Here is a 14061-nt window from a genome sequence, read left to right on the forward strand (position 1 = left end):
ACAACATTACGTAGTAAAAGGGGAATTCATGAAAATTAAATTAAATAAAATAAGCTCTGTACTGCAAAACCGTAGCTCACATTCGGCACTATATTGTGCCGCTTTAGCCACATTATTGGCTGTACCTTCTGTTTCAGCACAAGAAGCTCAATCCGCACAAAATACACCGGAAGTTGAAGTAATAGAGGTTACGGGAATACGTAGCTCTCTTACTAGCGCACTTTTAGAGAAACGTGATGCAAATAACCTAGTTGAGGTAATTAAAGCCATAGACATTGGTAAATTACCCGACCAAAACCTTGCTGAGGTTTTAGAAAATGTGACTGGTATACAAATTACAAGAACAGCGGGTGTAGGTACAGGCGTACAAATTCGTGGCACTAACGCAAATAGAACAGAAATCAATGGTGTTTCTACCGTAGGCTCAGGTACTGGCCGAAGTGGTATCAACTTTGAAGATGTTTCAGCAGGTATTATCGCTGCTGTTGAAGTAACGAAAGCTTCTGAAGCAAAGACGATTGAAGGCTCTGTAGGCGGAACAATTAATTTAAAAACTATCCGCCCTCTTCAACTAAGCGACACATTAGCGACCTTAAGAGTACAAGGTGAAAATAGCAGTTTATCAAATGATAGCGGCTTAAAACCTAGACTATCAGGTACCTTTGGCGATAATTGGGAAACTGATGCTGGTACATTTGGTATCGTCATCAGTGCGAACTACGCAGAGCAAGAAGCAACCGCATTTCGCCCTAGATCAGATCGTGATAACTCAGTAGCATCCAATAGTGGTGTTGCTAGTGCTCAATCATTCGACTTCTTACCAATTCAATTCTTTGTTCAAGATTACGATAACTACGAGTCTGAAACCATCAATATAGCCTCTTCATTAGAATGGGCGCCAAATGACAATACTAGACTCTATTTCGATGCTGTTATTAATGATCAAGAACGCCGCGAAGAAAGTTCAAGGGTTCAAGCGTCTGGTGTTAGTGATCTTATCAATGTTTCAATTCCTACTGAATTTGAAACCGTTAACTTTGGCACAATAGATGGTCAAGATCTTGGATCTATACAAGCCGCAGTTCAAGGGGTAATTCCGGTTGAAGATGGCGGTGCCGATCCAAACCTTCGCTTTTCTGGTGATACAAACTCACGCTTAACAAAAAGCGAAATATTTAGACTTGGCGGAGAATGGCAAGGTGATAACCTTAAAGTCACGATAGAAGCTTCATCATCAAAGTCTGATACAAAGACGCCTAGCTTTAACTCTACCCTTAACTTTATCAATCCAAATGTTGCATCGAATGCTTCAAATGAAAACGGTACACCTTTTCAATATGATCTAACCGGCGGTTCATTAGCATTTGGCATAGCATCAGGTGAAGCAAATGCACCAACGGCTGCTCAACTACTTGATCCTAGCAATACCGTATTACGTGATGTAGAAATAGGTAAAAGTACAGCGAACAATAGTGAAGACGCTTTTCGTGTGGACTTCAGTTACTATGTAGATTCTGTAATAACGTCAGTTGATTTTGGTTATCGCTACAGTAAAACCTCAAGTGTTCAAGATACTGTTATTAGTAGTATTGGTTTAAGAAACATGTCTGATAGCCCAACGGGCGATCTATTCTCAGAACTTCTGATCGCTGGACCAACAAACTTTAACGATGCCGACGGTAGAGAGTTATATGTTCGTGATTATCTACAACTTGATCCTGAGCTTGTTGCTTCAGATCAAGACGGTGCTTTAGCGGTATTACAAAGTGCTATAGATACAATAGGAGGCTCAATAGCACTTGATGCGCCAACGTCAAGCTCTGATGGCTTCTTTGATATCGAAGAAGAAACTAACGCACTGTATGCGCAAGCTAACTTTGAATACGATATATTCCGAGGTAACTTTGGATTACGCTATTTAGAAACTGACGTTAAATCTATTGGTAACTCAACAACCACTGATGCGAATGGAAGTGACTTAGTCTCAAAAGTAACAACAACGGGTGGATATAACTTCTTATTACCTAGAATAAACCTAAGCGTAGATTTAACCGACGATATAGTTATTCGTTCAGGTTGGGGTAAAGATATTCGACGTCCTGATTTTGACGACTTATCAACCTCATTTACCTTTGATACTAGCCCAAACCCTGCTGTCGCTATCGGTAATCCAAATTTGGTGCCTGAAGAAGTGACGTCATTTGATCTATCTGCCGAATGGTACTTTACCGAAGCAAGTGTATTAAGTGTTGGTATTTTTCATAAAAAACGTAGCAATCTTCATGTTAGCCAACAAGAAGACCCTTATGAAGACTCAGCTACTGGATATCGTGATTTAACAGATCCATGTGAAGCCGGCGGTATTTTCAACCCAATTGCAGATATCAATGTATTTGGACCTGATATCGGTGTAGGCGTATGTGTGCCATTTTCTACCACAATCAATGACACTGGTGAAACTACACAAAAAGGTATAGAAATCGCCATTCAGTATGATCTTTCTAGCTTTGAAGATGATTTAGGCTGGGCTTCTGGTTTTGGTGTTATTGCTAACTATACCAAACAAGAATTTTCTGGTGGTGAAGCATTCGATACCGCGACAAGTCGTGCCAATGATGTTTTTGCTTTAACAACAGGCATTGAAGATATCAATGTTACTCGTGTACAAGGGCTGACCGATTTATCTGAAAATGCCTATAACTTTACACTATATTATGAAAAATATGGCCTTTCAGCCAGAGCTCGCTATACATGGCGTGAAGCCTACCGCTCTGAAGATTTTGGTAGTACTACTAGTTTCCCATGGGGTTTCCCCGTTGTACAGGAAGACAGAGGACAACTTAATGCCAGTATCAGCTATGACATTAACGAACAACTTAATGTTGGTATTGAAGGTGTAAACTTAACTGAATCAGATATTACACAATCATGTGTGAATGAAGGCGGCTTACTTTGTTATCAAGGTTTAACAGAACGTCGCATCACAGTAGGAGTTAGTTACAGATTTTAATGTGACAGTGTAAAGCAAAACGTTAAACGCTGTGGTTAGTGTCAATAGTACTAATCACAGCGTTTTTTATTGGTGAAATATAATAATTGACAATTTATACCAGATATCAATAGAATTTTAACCTTAGACAACTATACAACAAGTAAATCAATTGATTACTCAATTAGTTAAATAAATATTTATACAGAACGTTAATCATAGGCAATTTCAAATTAAAATAATTATGACAAATCTAGCAATAATACTATAGAGTTTTTCTACATATTATCGACAATAATGTTTGTGATGATTCATTCATTTCTTTGGTTTCCACTAAACCATATTCGGCAAACTCACTATGAATTGTGGTTGTATCATAATAAAATAAATTGACGCCATGTTTGGTTGTAAATCTATTTTTACTGAGCTCAATTCCTTCACCATAAGTTGCAGTGTTCTTAGATATAGTGACAAACATAATGTAGCCATTAGGTTTAAGTTGCAGGTAACAATCCCGTATTAGTTTTTTACGCTCGTTCTCATCTAATAAATGTATTAGGGCGTAACAAAAAATGCCATCGTATATTCTATTATCAAACGGCATATCAGTAACATTACCATGATATATTTTCATGGTATTACCATAATGTGCTTTTGCTATTTCAATAGCTGTTTGTGATATTTCAATCCCTGTAATATCAAATCCATCGTCATAAAATATTTTGGCATTTCTGCCATAACCAAATCCAGGGATTAAAAGGGTTTTTAAATCATTATTTTTAAACATCTCAAGTGCTAACTTAGCTGAATTAGTAGGCTCAAATCCCCACATAGCCTGTTTTTCTTTGAAGCTGTTTTCCCAAAATTCTGGAGTATCTTTGCGTCCCAACATATGCATTAGCCTTTTATGGTTAATACTAATTAAGTATTATAATAATTCCTGTATCAATTGATGATGTACGCCAACACCAGCCATGACACCAGAAGCGGAAGCAAAAGTAGCATTTTGCATTGGATTAACAATATCCCCGGCAGCAAATACTCCTTTAATCGAGGTTTGTTTGAAATCGTCAGTAATAACTATCTCTCCCATAGGACCTTGAGTAAATTCACAACCTAGTTGTTTAGGGATTGAACTAGCCATTTGTGTTTTTGGACCGACATATAAGCCTTTAACTTCAATAACTCGTCCATCAGCTAGCTTAACTGCAGATATATCTGTACCTTCACCTAAAACTTCAATAACAGGCGTATCTTCAAAACGAACGCCACGCTGCTGTAAAAATATTTTTTGTTCGGTATCGGGAAAATGTTCTCCTTGAGAGAAATAAGTAGTTACTCCCCAATCGGGGATCATACCAGCTTGATGTAGGGACATTGGGCCAGTGGCAATAACACCTAAAGAACGATTACGCAATTCATAACCATGACAATAAGGGCAGTGAACAACGGTTTTCCCCCAACGCGACTTTATCCCTTTGATATCAGGCAGTATGTCTTGTAAACCTGTAGCTAAAATTAGTTTTTTAGCACTTAATTGACTTTGATTACTTAGTTGAATAGTAAATCCATCACCTGTTTTTTCAACATTGATGGCCTCTGCGTCAATAATCGTTGCGGTGTCATATTCCAGTAATTGTTGCCATGTTTTTTGTTTTATAGCTTTTGGGGCTTGGCCATCAAGACCAAAAAAACCATGAGAGTATTTAGCAAAACGGTTTCTTGGTTTACCTGCATCAACAACTGTGACTTTACGTTGACCTCTTACTAATTGCATAGCCGCGGATAGACCAGCAAAACTGCCACCAATAATGATTACATCTTGTTGCATTTTTATTCCTCATGAATCCAACTCACGAAACATAATAAGTTACATGAATTATCAAAGTCAACACATGAAACATTAAAAGTTTCGTGATATAGTTTTTCTATTCATTCTGTAAATAAAAAACGAAGATTTTATGAGAAAAGACAGTCGATTATCACGCATGCTTCATATTCTAATCCATATGGATCATATGGAAGAAGCTGCGACCTCTGAACATATCGCCACTATGCTAAATACTAATCCAGTTGTAGTAAGGCGCACAATGGGCTGTCTACGTGAACAAGGCTATGTCACGTCTGTAAAAGGGCACGGTGGTGGTTGGCGTTTAAATGTAGCGCTAAAAGATATTACCTTACTTGATATTCACAATGCATTGGGCGAAAGTTCAGTATTTACTATCGGGTTAAGTGACGAATATACAGAATGCCCAATCGAAAAAGCGGTTAATAGGGAAATAGGTGACGCACTCAAGGCTTCGGAAGATTTTTTATTAACACGTTTTGGTGAAGTTACTTTAGATAAGTTAACTTTGGCTAAAGCATAAAATAATTTAACCGTTAATAGTTAGACAGTATAAGAACAATTATTGTGTTTTTCAAATCGTGCTAAGCAATCATGATATAAGTTTAAGGTAAGTTAGACACCCGCCTGAACATTTTAGCTTGGCATATACTTTTAAGTACCCCTTCTTTTATATTGAGAATTTTTTAAATTATATAGATTGATTGCGAATCACATTAAATCCGCAATCATTTTTGACAATTAACATTTCGTTTAACTGCAATAATTTTACCGCATATACATAAGAATTGAACAAACAATCAATATGCCAACTAGGTGATATGTTCCTGAAATCAATCCATAGAAAAGAGGACGAGGTATATTAGGATTAATCGCTATATTCACGGTATTCGCAACTAAATATTCATGTTTCTATTTAATTTAGGGAGCATTAAGATTTATACTAAAATAAACCTTAAGTTATAAAAAGTTAATTTATTTTATTATTAACGAGGCAAATTTGATCAAAAATATCGAAATAAGTCACCTAAGAATATTGGATGCATTATATCAATGTGGCTCTGTTTCTGGAGTTGCAGAACAACTTTCTATTTCTCAACAAGCTGTTAGTTCGCAGTTAAAAAATATAAGACATATGTTAGGTGATCAGGTTTTTGTTCGATCTGGTCATGGCATGATACCAACGTCATATGGATTACAGATCATGCCACATGTACAACAAGTATTGGTGCATTTGAATAATATTCCCATGTATGAAGAGACTCCCTTCAGCGAAATAGACCGTACATTTGTTATCTGTGCAACTGATTATGCCCAAGAAGTATTACTTCCACTTGCACTCAAAGCAATTAGAAAAAAAGCTCCAAAAATAAAAATAATTGTAACTAATATAGAAAGTGTAAATCTAACTAAAAAAATGCATCAAGGTTTGATAGATGTTGTTTTTACAACAAGTGGTTATGTACCTGATGGACTTCTTTCAGTAGGGTTATTTACTGAAAAGTACCGGTGTGTTTCAGCTAATAAAAATATCAATATTGATAATTTGGTAAGTCTTGAATCCTTAATTAAATTTGATTTTGTTATTACATCTCCTGGCACTGCTAGTTTTATTGGTTCCGCAGATACTTGGTTTCAACAGCAAGGTTTAATGAGGAATGTTGTCTTATCTGTCCCTTCATTTTTCATGGCTAAAAAATCTTTATTACACTCAGACATGGTAGCTTTTATCCCCTCAAGATTACTCCCTGTGCCAGGGGTATTTGAAATACCGCTTGAGAAATATCCGCCTGGATATGAAATGGTCGCAGCTTATCATCAAAACTCTTCAAGAGACCCCTTATTGAAATGGCTAATTGAATTGATTAAAGAAAATTTTATTTAAACGTTAATCAGCCTTAGCTTGTAACAATAACAAGTCTGAGTTGATCGGCTTAAACAGAGGTTATTGTTATCTTATGTCCTCGGTAATTCATCGAACAAAAGTTCGTAAACGGAGTTTAAGGTAATGACAATTAAAAGAATCAACCCACTTAGTATTTATGATGGCGCCCCTTCTGGTATGTCACAAGCGACTATTGATACGGATTTAGGTTTAGTTTTTATTTCGGGTCAAGTTGATTGGGAAAATAGCTTAACGGTAAATAAGGGGAATTTAGCTGGGCAGACTAGAATGGCCGCTCTACATTTGATTACTGTGTTAAAAGAAGCTGGATCTTCAGTCAGTAATATTCTTCAATTAAGAGTTTATGTAAGAGGTGAAGTCGAAGAGCAGTTAGAAACAATAATCCCTATTATCTCTGGGACATTAGGAGAGGCAAGGCCTGCTTTGACAGGGATTGGAGTCGCCTCCCTAGTTTCATCTGATACATTAATTGAAATCGAAGCCGTTGCTAAAGTAAAATAATCGCTCTCATATAGTATGGGGCTTATATAGTATGGAGCTTATAAGCCTTTTTTATTGCTCTAACGTTATTTTAGCGATGTAGTATATTGCTAGAGGTATTTTAAAAATGAATGGCATTGATTCTATAGAACAAAAAAACCTTTTTAAACAAGGGAAGGTAGAAGTTCCGTTCGAATTCAAGCATGTTATCTCTCATTTTTATTATGCTCAAAACAACTCTTTAAATACAATAAAAAGAACATTATTCCCTTCATTTCAAAGCTTATGTATTTTTAATTTTAAATCAAAACTGAGCTTTATTAACAAGAATAAATCACAAATCACGATAGATAAATATCTTCTTCTAGGCCCAGTCAAACAGGCTATTGATTACTTGATGCCGCCGAACTCAGAAATACTTGTTTTAAATTTTAAAGACGATGCTTTTTATCGGTTTTTTGGCGCATCAGCTGATGAAATCGACAGTGGTCATTGTGTTGCAAATAAATTCTATGAGCACTGTTTTACAGCCATTTGGCAAGAAATTGAAAAGCTAAAGTGTAATACAGAGCGAATTGACTTTATTTTAGATTTTTGTCGTCCGTACTTGTCAGCTCGCAATCAAGTCATTGAGCCTTTATTGAATGCTCGAAATAACACCGCAGATCCTATTAAAATGGCGGCTGATTTTTTACAGAAATCAGTTCGTCATATACAAGTGCATCACAAAAAATACTTTGGTTTTACGGCGAAAGAACTACATCGTTACCAACGTTTTTTAAAAACGACCCACTACCTTGATAAATTGCTGCACAACAACTCACCTCTTGACTGGTTACCCATTGCTCTGAGTTGCGGCTATTACGATCAAAGTCATTTTATTCGTGATTTTAAGTATTATCTTAACTGTACTCCCTCCCAATACATATCCTCTCGTAATTCTATATGTACTTAAACGATTTCGTTTTCTTACAATATTTATTTGTTGCTAGGTTTTATAGTGCCAACACTAATTAACAACAATGGAGTTAGTGATGAAACACTTAATAATCTTTGCACACCCCAATCAAAGTAGTTTAAATAATTCATTAAAAGATATGCTCGAAACTTATTTAAAAAAACAACAACAAGAGGTTATAGTCAGAGATTTATATCAATTAGGCTTCGATCCTGTTTTATCCTTGGTTGATATGGCTGGGCAGCGTGAAGGTCGAGTTTCCACTGATGTAGCTATAGAGCAGCATTTTATTAGTTGGGCTGAATGCATCACTTTTATTCATCCTATCTGGTGGACTGGTTTACCAGCGATATTAAAAGGTTACATTGATAGGGTGTTTAGTTATGGATTCGCTTATAGTTATCTTAATGGTATTCAACAAGGTTTACTCTCTGGTAAGCAGGTTGTGGTGATTAATACCCAAGGAAAATCATTCAGTGAATACCAAAGCAGTGGCATGCAAAGCGCACTTTCATTAACGTCTGATAAAGGTATTTATAGCTACTCTGGCTTAGCCATTAAGCAGCATCTTTATTTAGAAAATGCAGACCGAGCAAGTAAAGAAGATGTGATTCATTTTAAAGAAAAGATTAAAGCTTGTTTTTAGAAAAGGTATTATCCCGCGCCTTAATTTGTTTGGAACCGTTATTTATAAGTTAAATTGACGTTTCATATGTAAATAAGTCCTTAAGTTGGAAAAAGAAGCTGTACTTAGTAAGTAATGCTTAAAAGTTAAAATTTCGATTGAATATTTATTGAAAGTTTACTTTCTAAACGCTTTTATATCTCTTCTTGGTGAAGCCCCGAATAAGCGAGTATATTCTCGGCTAAATTGTGAAGGGCTTTCATAACCAACCATATAAGCTGTCTTTGTAGCATTAGTATTATGAGAAATCATTATTTGGCGAGCCTCGGTTAAACGTAATTGCTTTAAATACTGTAAAGGACTTAACCCCGTTACTTTCTTAAATTGATTGTAGAAATTAGAGGTACTCATATTAATCATTGCTGCTAATTCATCAATGCTCCTTGGTTTCGCAATATCTAATTTCATTATCTCAATGACTTTAGCCACCCGATACATATTACTTCCATGCAAGGATGTTTGAATGATTGAAGAGCCATGAGGGGTGTTTAAAAGACGATAATATATTTCTAGAAAGTAAACTCCTGATAAATAAGGGATATCTTTAGGTGCGTCTAACAACTTCATCAATCGAAGAATAGGCTCACCCAATACCTCATCCATATTCCCAACAAAAATCCCTTTTCCGGTTTTATGAGAGGCTTTAAGATTCAACTCTGCGACAAGCTTTGCCATTGTTTTCATATCAATATCAATTTGAATACATAAATAAGGCTTGTCCTTATTTGCATTCGTCACTTCACCTATCAATGGTAAATCAACTGAAACAACTAAATATTTACTATCAGTATATTGAAACACTTCTCCGTTCAGTGAAACCTGTTTGCACCCTTGAATAACAACATAAATAGAAGGCCGATAGATGACAGGTAACCTAACGTTTAATGAGGACATTTTATAAAAATGTAAGCCCTCAATCTTAGTTGCATGAATACCATCACATAAAGAGTATCGGTCAATGATACTTTTCATTTCATTTATTACGTTATCATCCATTTTCAACACACCGCTACATTTTATATATATATCAATTTACATGATTAAAAATATCAATTGCAAATTTAATCACATCCTCTAGAGGATTAGGCAAGTTTATAATGGCATTGTGTATTAGCAGAAAATCGTTGTAGTTGTAATATAACAACTCTTATTAATCATCAGGAAATTCATTATGTGTGATAAAAAATCTGTCGCAATTATTACTGGTTCTTCTAGAGGAATAGGCGCAGCTATTGCTATTCGCTTGGCTTCTGACGGTTTTTCGGTCGTCGTTAATTTTGCCAATAATGAAAAAGAAGCATTAAAAATTGTACATAAAATCGAGCAGTTAGGCGGTAGCGCTTTAGCTATTCAAGCAGATGTATCTAATGCAAAAGAGGTCGCTCACCTTTTTGAGGAAACAGAGGCTATATATGGCCAACCTGACGTATTGATTAATTCAGCAGGGATAATGTATTTATCACCTATCGCCGAATATAGTGATGAACTTTTTGATAAAACAGTTGCCGTTAACCTTAAAGGTACATTTAATACATTACGCGAGGCTTCAAATAAGCTAAAAGATGGTGGCCGAATTGTTAATTTATCAACATCAGTTATTGGTCTTAATTTACCCACCTATTCAGTTTATGCCGCAACTAAAGCAGCAGTAGAAACAATGACTGCAATCCTTTCAAAAGAAATGCGTGGTCGTTCAATTACTGTTAATTCGGTGGCTCCTGGTCCGACAGCAACAGCATTGTTTTTGGATGGAAAATCAAATGAACAAATTGAAGCTCTTGCTAAAATGAATCCATTAGAGCGTTTAGCTGAACCTACCGATATTGCGAATACTGTTTCTTTTCTAGTCAGCTATCAAGGGGGGTGGCTTAATGGTCAAACTTTACGAGCTAATGGCGGAATGGTCTAAGAGAGGTTTGTCATGAATAAACAAAATAACTCTATACAATCAATAATGCGCCACGTTAATTATACGACGATAGCAGCTTTAATAGCAGCAATAGCGGCAGCAGGAGTTGATGATTTACAGTTACCTATATGGGCTATGTTTATTGGCTGGATTGCATTTTTTACCCGAGGGGTAAATATAAACCATACTATTACTAATTTAGTTTGTGTTTGGCTAGGTATTACTATCGGTATGATTGCAGGAATAGTTTTAAAAATAATTGGTCCTGTATTAGGTGCGGGTGCATTACCCATCGTAGTTTTTGTTGTAGGGATGTTAGTAGTATCACTACGAAGTGCTCCTAAAATAAACAACCTATTGTGCTATTTCTTGGGATTAGTTTCATTTTTTGCTTCGCATTATACACCATCAATTGACAATTTTTTAGCGTTAGCTGCTGCTGTGACTATTGGTTCCTTTGCTGGGTTAACCTCTTCATTACTACAAAATATTATATTGTTTAAAACTAAAGGTTGATAATTTAGAGATGCAAAAGGCAGCATTTACGCTGAGTTCTATGCGTTAAGTTTCTAATCATATTTATAAGGTAATTAGATTGTTTTTATCTGATAGTATTAGTTTATCTATCAACTAATACTATCAGAATGCTTATCGATAATTTATCAGTAAGCTTTATTGTGGAAATCTTTATTGATAATTAGGTGGTTCAGCATTTAACGAGCTTCTAACCTAGCCTCGATCTGGTTTCTTGGTATGAATTGCCCCTTTATCGTCAAAACTGTCATTGAGAGAATCATCAAGCATGGTTGTATTCTGACAAACTAATGACAAACCGAAACTAACATTAATCATAGTGTTAATTTCGGTTTAATGAAGTCTATAAATGCTTTAACCCTTTCATAAGCTGCTGACGATTTATAAAATACAGCATTCACCAACTCTCTATCAGTACCTTCAATTCTATATGAGTCTATTAATGGAATGAGTTTACCTGACTCGATATCGTGATTAACCATAAAGCCAGATAAACATGTTATACCACCTCCCGACAAAGCTAGTTGACGGATGGTTTCTCCATTACTTGCCGTTATTGTCGGTGTGATCGTATCTAACTCTCTAATAGGCCATTTATTAAGGGTTTTGATATTCGAAAAACCGATTAATGTATGGTTTTTCAAATCTGTTGGTTTTTTAGGTAAGCCGTTTTGTGCAATATATTGAGGAGAAGCAACGATAAAAAGGGAACTTTTTCCTAGAGCTTTGGCATGTAATGTTGAGTCATCTAATTTTCCTATTCTAATTGCTACATCGGTACGTTTTTCAATTAAATCGGCTATTCCCTCATTAGAGTTAAGCTCAATTTCAATACTAGGATAAACTTTTTTAAAAGCATTTATATGGGGCGCTATTTGATGAAATATAAATGGGCTAACAGCATCAATACGTAACTTCCCTTGAGGGATCTTTGTTTTAACGGTTATTTCTGCTTCTGCATTATGAATATGCTGAAGACCAATATTTACCTCATCAACAAATTTTTTACCTTCATCTGTCAGCATAACTCGTCTAGTTGTACGAATTAAAATAGTTGCTCCAAGATTTTTTTCTATTTTCGTTACAGAGCGTGATATACGGGCAACTTGAATATTTAATGCGTCAGCGGCAGCAGAGAACCCGCCAAACTCAAGAACGGCTAATAAAAGCTCTAAATCATCTGATCTTGTTTTTAAATTCAAATTAACCTCATTTATTACAATAGTATTTTGTAAATAACACCGTTTATTGCAACAGTTTATCAGGTAATAATTACACCAACAAATAGAAGTAAGGGTTTCTTTAACTCCCTAACTTCATACCACTGTATTCATTAAACTTGGAGATTATGATGCCACTAGCATTACTTGCATTAGCCCTCAGCGCTTTTGCGATAGGAACAACCGAATTTGTGATTGTTGGATTACTACCAACAATGGCACAAGACCTTAGTATATCAATCCCTTCAGCAGGCTTATTGGTTAGCCTATACGCATTAGGTGTAGCGATAGGTGCTCCTGTTTTAACTGCTTTTACAAGTAAGTGGAATAGAAAAAACGTCTTATTATCGGTTATGGGGTTATTTGTTATTGGAAACTTAGTCGCTTGGCAAGCACCTAGTTTTGAGGCATTGATAATAGCGAGAATACTAACAGGTTTGGCGCATGGCGTATTTTTCTCTATAGGCTCTACCATTGCTACAAGTTTAGTGCCGAAAGAAAAAGGAGCAAGTGCTATTGCTATTATGTTTACAGGCTTAACTGTTGCTTTAGTAACAGGGGTTCCATTAGGTACATATATCGGTCAAGTTTTTGGTTGGGAAGCTACCTTTTTAACGGTATCTATTTTAGGTTTATTAGCCATGATTGGCAGCGCTATACTCGTTCCGAGCAATTTAAAGCAAGCTAAACCCACTAATCTTGCTGCACAGGTTAAAGTGTTAACACATCCAAGGTTACTATTAGTTTATGCGATCACAGCGATTGGTTATGGCGGAACTTTTATTGCTTTTACTTATTTAGCACCCATTCTGAATGAAGTGACAGGCTTTGAATCTAGTTCGGTAGGTTTAATACTTTTAGTGTACGGAATTTCCGTTGCTGTCGGAAACATATGGGGTGGAAAAATGGCTGATAATCTTGGTCCTATTAAAGCATTAACGATTATTTTTTCAGGACTTGCAGGGATATTATTAGTATTAAACTTTACCGCTTATAACCCGGTTGCAGCTGTGATAACTATTTTAGTGTGGGGAGCATTTGCTTTTGGCAACGTACCAGGCTTGCAAGTTTATATTGTGAAACTAGCTGAAAAATACACACCTGATGCGGTAGATGTTGCATCAGGTCTAAACATCGCAGCTTTTAATGTAGGCATTGCAATAGGAGCATGGGGAGGCGGTATCATTGTTAAAGAGCATGGTTTAATGAATACTCCTTGGGTTGGCGCTGTTGTTGTTTTAATTGCACTTATTCTCACTCGATATAGTGGAATGCTAGATCGAAAGGGACAAGCTCAGAAATTAGTTAAAACCATAGCCTAAACTTGAAGCTCTGCTTTGATATCTCAAAGCAGAGCTTATGACATCATAACTACCTATAAACATTTACGACTGTTCAGGCTCAAAATTAACATATAATAGTTTAGGGGCTACGGCTGCAATGAGCTCAACTTATAACTTATTAGGCTAACTTATTAGGCCACCCATAATAACGTGGATGAAATTCAATCCATAAACTAAGCTTAATTTAC

Annotated in this window: 14 protein-coding genes; 9 read left to right on the top strand and 5 right to left on the bottom strand. The window is 36.0% G+C overall.

Annotated features, from left to right (window positions below):
• Window positions 1–28: 28 nt before the first annotated feature.
• Window positions 29–3010, top strand: coding sequence for a TonB-dependent receptor (locus Q4496_RS13240; protein WP_303610616.1), 2982 nt, complete (start codon window positions 29–31; stop codon window positions 3008–3010).
• Between the two features lie 244 nt (window positions 3011–3254).
• On the opposite strand, the gene Q4496_RS13245 is transcribed toward Q4496_RS13240, so the two are convergent.
• Both Q4496_RS13245 and Q4496_RS13250 read right to left on the bottom strand, forming a co-directional pair.
• Window positions 3255–3881, bottom strand: coding sequence for a bifunctional 2-polyprenyl-6-hydroxyphenol methylase/3-demethylubiquinol 3-O-methyltransferase UbiG (locus Q4496_RS13245; RefSeq protein ID WP_303610617.1), 627 nt, complete (start codon window positions 3879–3881; stop codon window positions 3255–3257).
• Window positions 3882–3917: 36 nt separating this feature from the next.
• Window positions 3918–4820: an NAD(P)/FAD-dependent oxidoreductase gene (locus Q4496_RS13250; protein ID WP_303610618.1), complete on the bottom strand. Its 903-nt coding sequence runs from the start codon at window positions 4818–4820 to the stop codon at window positions 3918–3920.
• 130 nt (window positions 4821–4950) lie between these two features.
• Here Q4496_RS13250 and Q4496_RS13255 point away from each other — a divergent pair, with 130 nt between their 5' ends.
• The 5 genes from Q4496_RS13255 (at window position 4951) to Q4496_RS13275 (ending at window position 8828) form a co-directional block, all read left to right on the top strand.
• Window positions 4951–5361, top strand: a complete 411-nt coding sequence (locus tag Q4496_RS13255; protein ID WP_215971462.1) for an Rrf2 family transcriptional regulator — start codon at window positions 4951–4953, stop codon at window positions 5359–5361.
• 477 nt (window positions 5362–5838) lie between these two features.
• Complete coding sequence (locus Q4496_RS13260) at window positions 5839–6723, top strand: LysR family transcriptional regulator (RefSeq protein WP_215971463.1); 885 nt, start codon at window positions 5839–5841, stop codon at window positions 6721–6723.
• 123 nt (window positions 6724–6846) lie between these two features.
• A complete protein-coding gene (locus Q4496_RS13265; protein WP_215971464.1) occupies window positions 6847–7245 on the top strand; it encodes a RidA family protein in 399 nt (132 codons plus the stop codon).
• Window positions 7246–7351: 106 nt separating this feature from the next.
• A complete protein-coding gene (locus Q4496_RS13270) occupies window positions 7352–8179 on the top strand; it encodes a helix-turn-helix domain-containing protein (RefSeq protein WP_215971465.1) in 828 nt (275 codons plus the stop codon).
• Between the two features lie 79 nt (window positions 8180–8258).
• Window positions 8259–8828: an NAD(P)H-dependent oxidoreductase gene (locus Q4496_RS13275; RefSeq protein WP_215971466.1), complete on the top strand. Its 570-nt coding sequence runs from the start codon at window positions 8259–8261 to the stop codon at window positions 8826–8828.
• A gap of 156 nt (window positions 8829–8984) precedes the next feature.
• On the opposite strand, the gene Q4496_RS13280 is transcribed toward Q4496_RS13275, so the two are convergent.
• Complete coding sequence (locus Q4496_RS13280) at window positions 8985–9863, bottom strand: AraC family transcriptional regulator (protein WP_303610619.1); 879 nt, start codon at window positions 9861–9863, stop codon at window positions 8985–8987.
• 175 nt (window positions 9864–10038) lie between these two features.
• Between Q4496_RS13280 and Q4496_RS13285 the strand changes: the two genes are divergently transcribed.
• Window positions 10039–10776, top strand: coding sequence for an SDR family oxidoreductase (locus Q4496_RS13285; protein WP_303610620.1), 738 nt, complete (start codon window positions 10039–10041; stop codon window positions 10774–10776).
• A gap of 12 nt (window positions 10777–10788) precedes the next feature.
• Window positions 10789–11292, top strand: coding sequence for a DUF1097 domain-containing protein (locus Q4496_RS13290; protein ID WP_215971469.1), 504 nt, complete (start codon window positions 10789–10791; stop codon window positions 11290–11292).
• A gap of 213 nt (window positions 11293–11505) precedes the next feature.
• Here the strand turns inward: Q4496_RS13290 and Q4496_RS13295 are convergent, their stop codons facing one another.
• Both Q4496_RS13295 and Q4496_RS13300 read right to left on the bottom strand, forming a co-directional pair.
• Window positions 11506–11628 (bottom strand): hypothetical protein, encoded by a 123-nt coding sequence (locus Q4496_RS13295; RefSeq protein WP_303610621.1) that lies wholly within the window; start codon window positions 11626–11628, stop codon window positions 11506–11508.
• Window positions 11625–12512 (bottom strand): LysR family transcriptional regulator, encoded by an 888-nt coding sequence (locus Q4496_RS13300; protein WP_303610622.1) that lies wholly within the window; start codon window positions 12510–12512, stop codon window positions 11625–11627. The genes Q4496_RS13295 and Q4496_RS13300 overlap by 4 nt, the downstream gene beginning before the upstream one ends.
• Window positions 12513–12661: 149 nt before the next feature.
• Here Q4496_RS13300 and Q4496_RS13305 point away from each other — a divergent pair, with 149 nt between their 5' ends.
• Entirely contained in the window at window positions 12662–13852 is a 1191-nt protein-coding gene (locus Q4496_RS13305) for an MFS transporter (RefSeq protein ID WP_215971471.1), read from the top strand.
• Window positions 13853–14061: the final 209 nt, after the last annotated feature.

It is taken from the genome of Colwellia sp. 5_MG-2023, from assembly GCF_030547795.1.
Taxonomy (GTDB): domain Bacteria; phylum Pseudomonadota; class Gammaproteobacteria; order Enterobacterales; family Alteromonadaceae; genus Colwellia.

What these genes read in the sequence shown, in the direction of transcription:
- Q4496_RS13265 (WP_215971464.1), top strand. Translation starts at nt 6,847, where the DNA reads ATGACAATTAAAAGAATCAACCCACTTAGTATTTATGATGGCGCCCCT.
- Q4496_RS13250 (WP_303610618.1), bottom strand. Translation starts at nt 4,820, where the DNA reads ATGCAACAAGATGTAATCATTATTGGTGGCAGTTTTGCTGGTCTATCC.
- Q4496_RS13290 (WP_215971469.1), top strand. Translation starts at nt 10,789, where the DNA reads ATGAATAAACAAAATAACTCTATACAATCAATAATGCGCCACGTTAAT.
- Q4496_RS13305 (WP_215971471.1), top strand. Translation starts at nt 12,662, where the DNA reads ATGCCACTAGCATTACTTGCATTAGCCCTCAGCGCTTTTGCGATAGGA.
- Q4496_RS13280 (WP_303610619.1), bottom strand. Translation starts at nt 9,863, where the DNA reads ATGGATGATAACGTAATAAATGAAATGAAAAGTATCATTGACCGATAC.
- Q4496_RS13240 (WP_303610616.1), top strand. Translation starts at nt 29, where the DNA reads ATGAAAATTAAATTAAATAAAATAAGCTCTGTACTGCAAAACCGTAGC.
- Q4496_RS13275 (WP_215971466.1), top strand. Translation starts at nt 8,259, where the DNA reads ATGAAACACTTAATAATCTTTGCACACCCCAATCAAAGTAGTTTAAAT.
- Q4496_RS13245 (WP_303610617.1), bottom strand. Translation starts at nt 3,881, where the DNA reads ATGTTGGGACGCAAAGATACTCCAGAATTTTGGGAAAACAGCTTCAAA.
- Q4496_RS13285 (WP_303610620.1), top strand. Translation starts at nt 10,039, where the DNA reads ATGTGTGATAAAAAATCTGTCGCAATTATTACTGGTTCTTCTAGAGGA.
- Q4496_RS13295 (WP_303610621.1), bottom strand. Translation starts at nt 11,628, where the DNA reads ATGATTAATGTTAGTTTCGGTTTGTCATTAGTTTGTCAGAATACAACC.
- Q4496_RS13255 (WP_215971462.1), top strand. Translation starts at nt 4,951, where the DNA reads ATGAGAAAAGACAGTCGATTATCACGCATGCTTCATATTCTAATCCAT.
- Q4496_RS13270 (WP_215971465.1), top strand. Translation starts at nt 7,352, where the DNA reads ATGAATGGCATTGATTCTATAGAACAAAAAAACCTTTTTAAACAAGGG.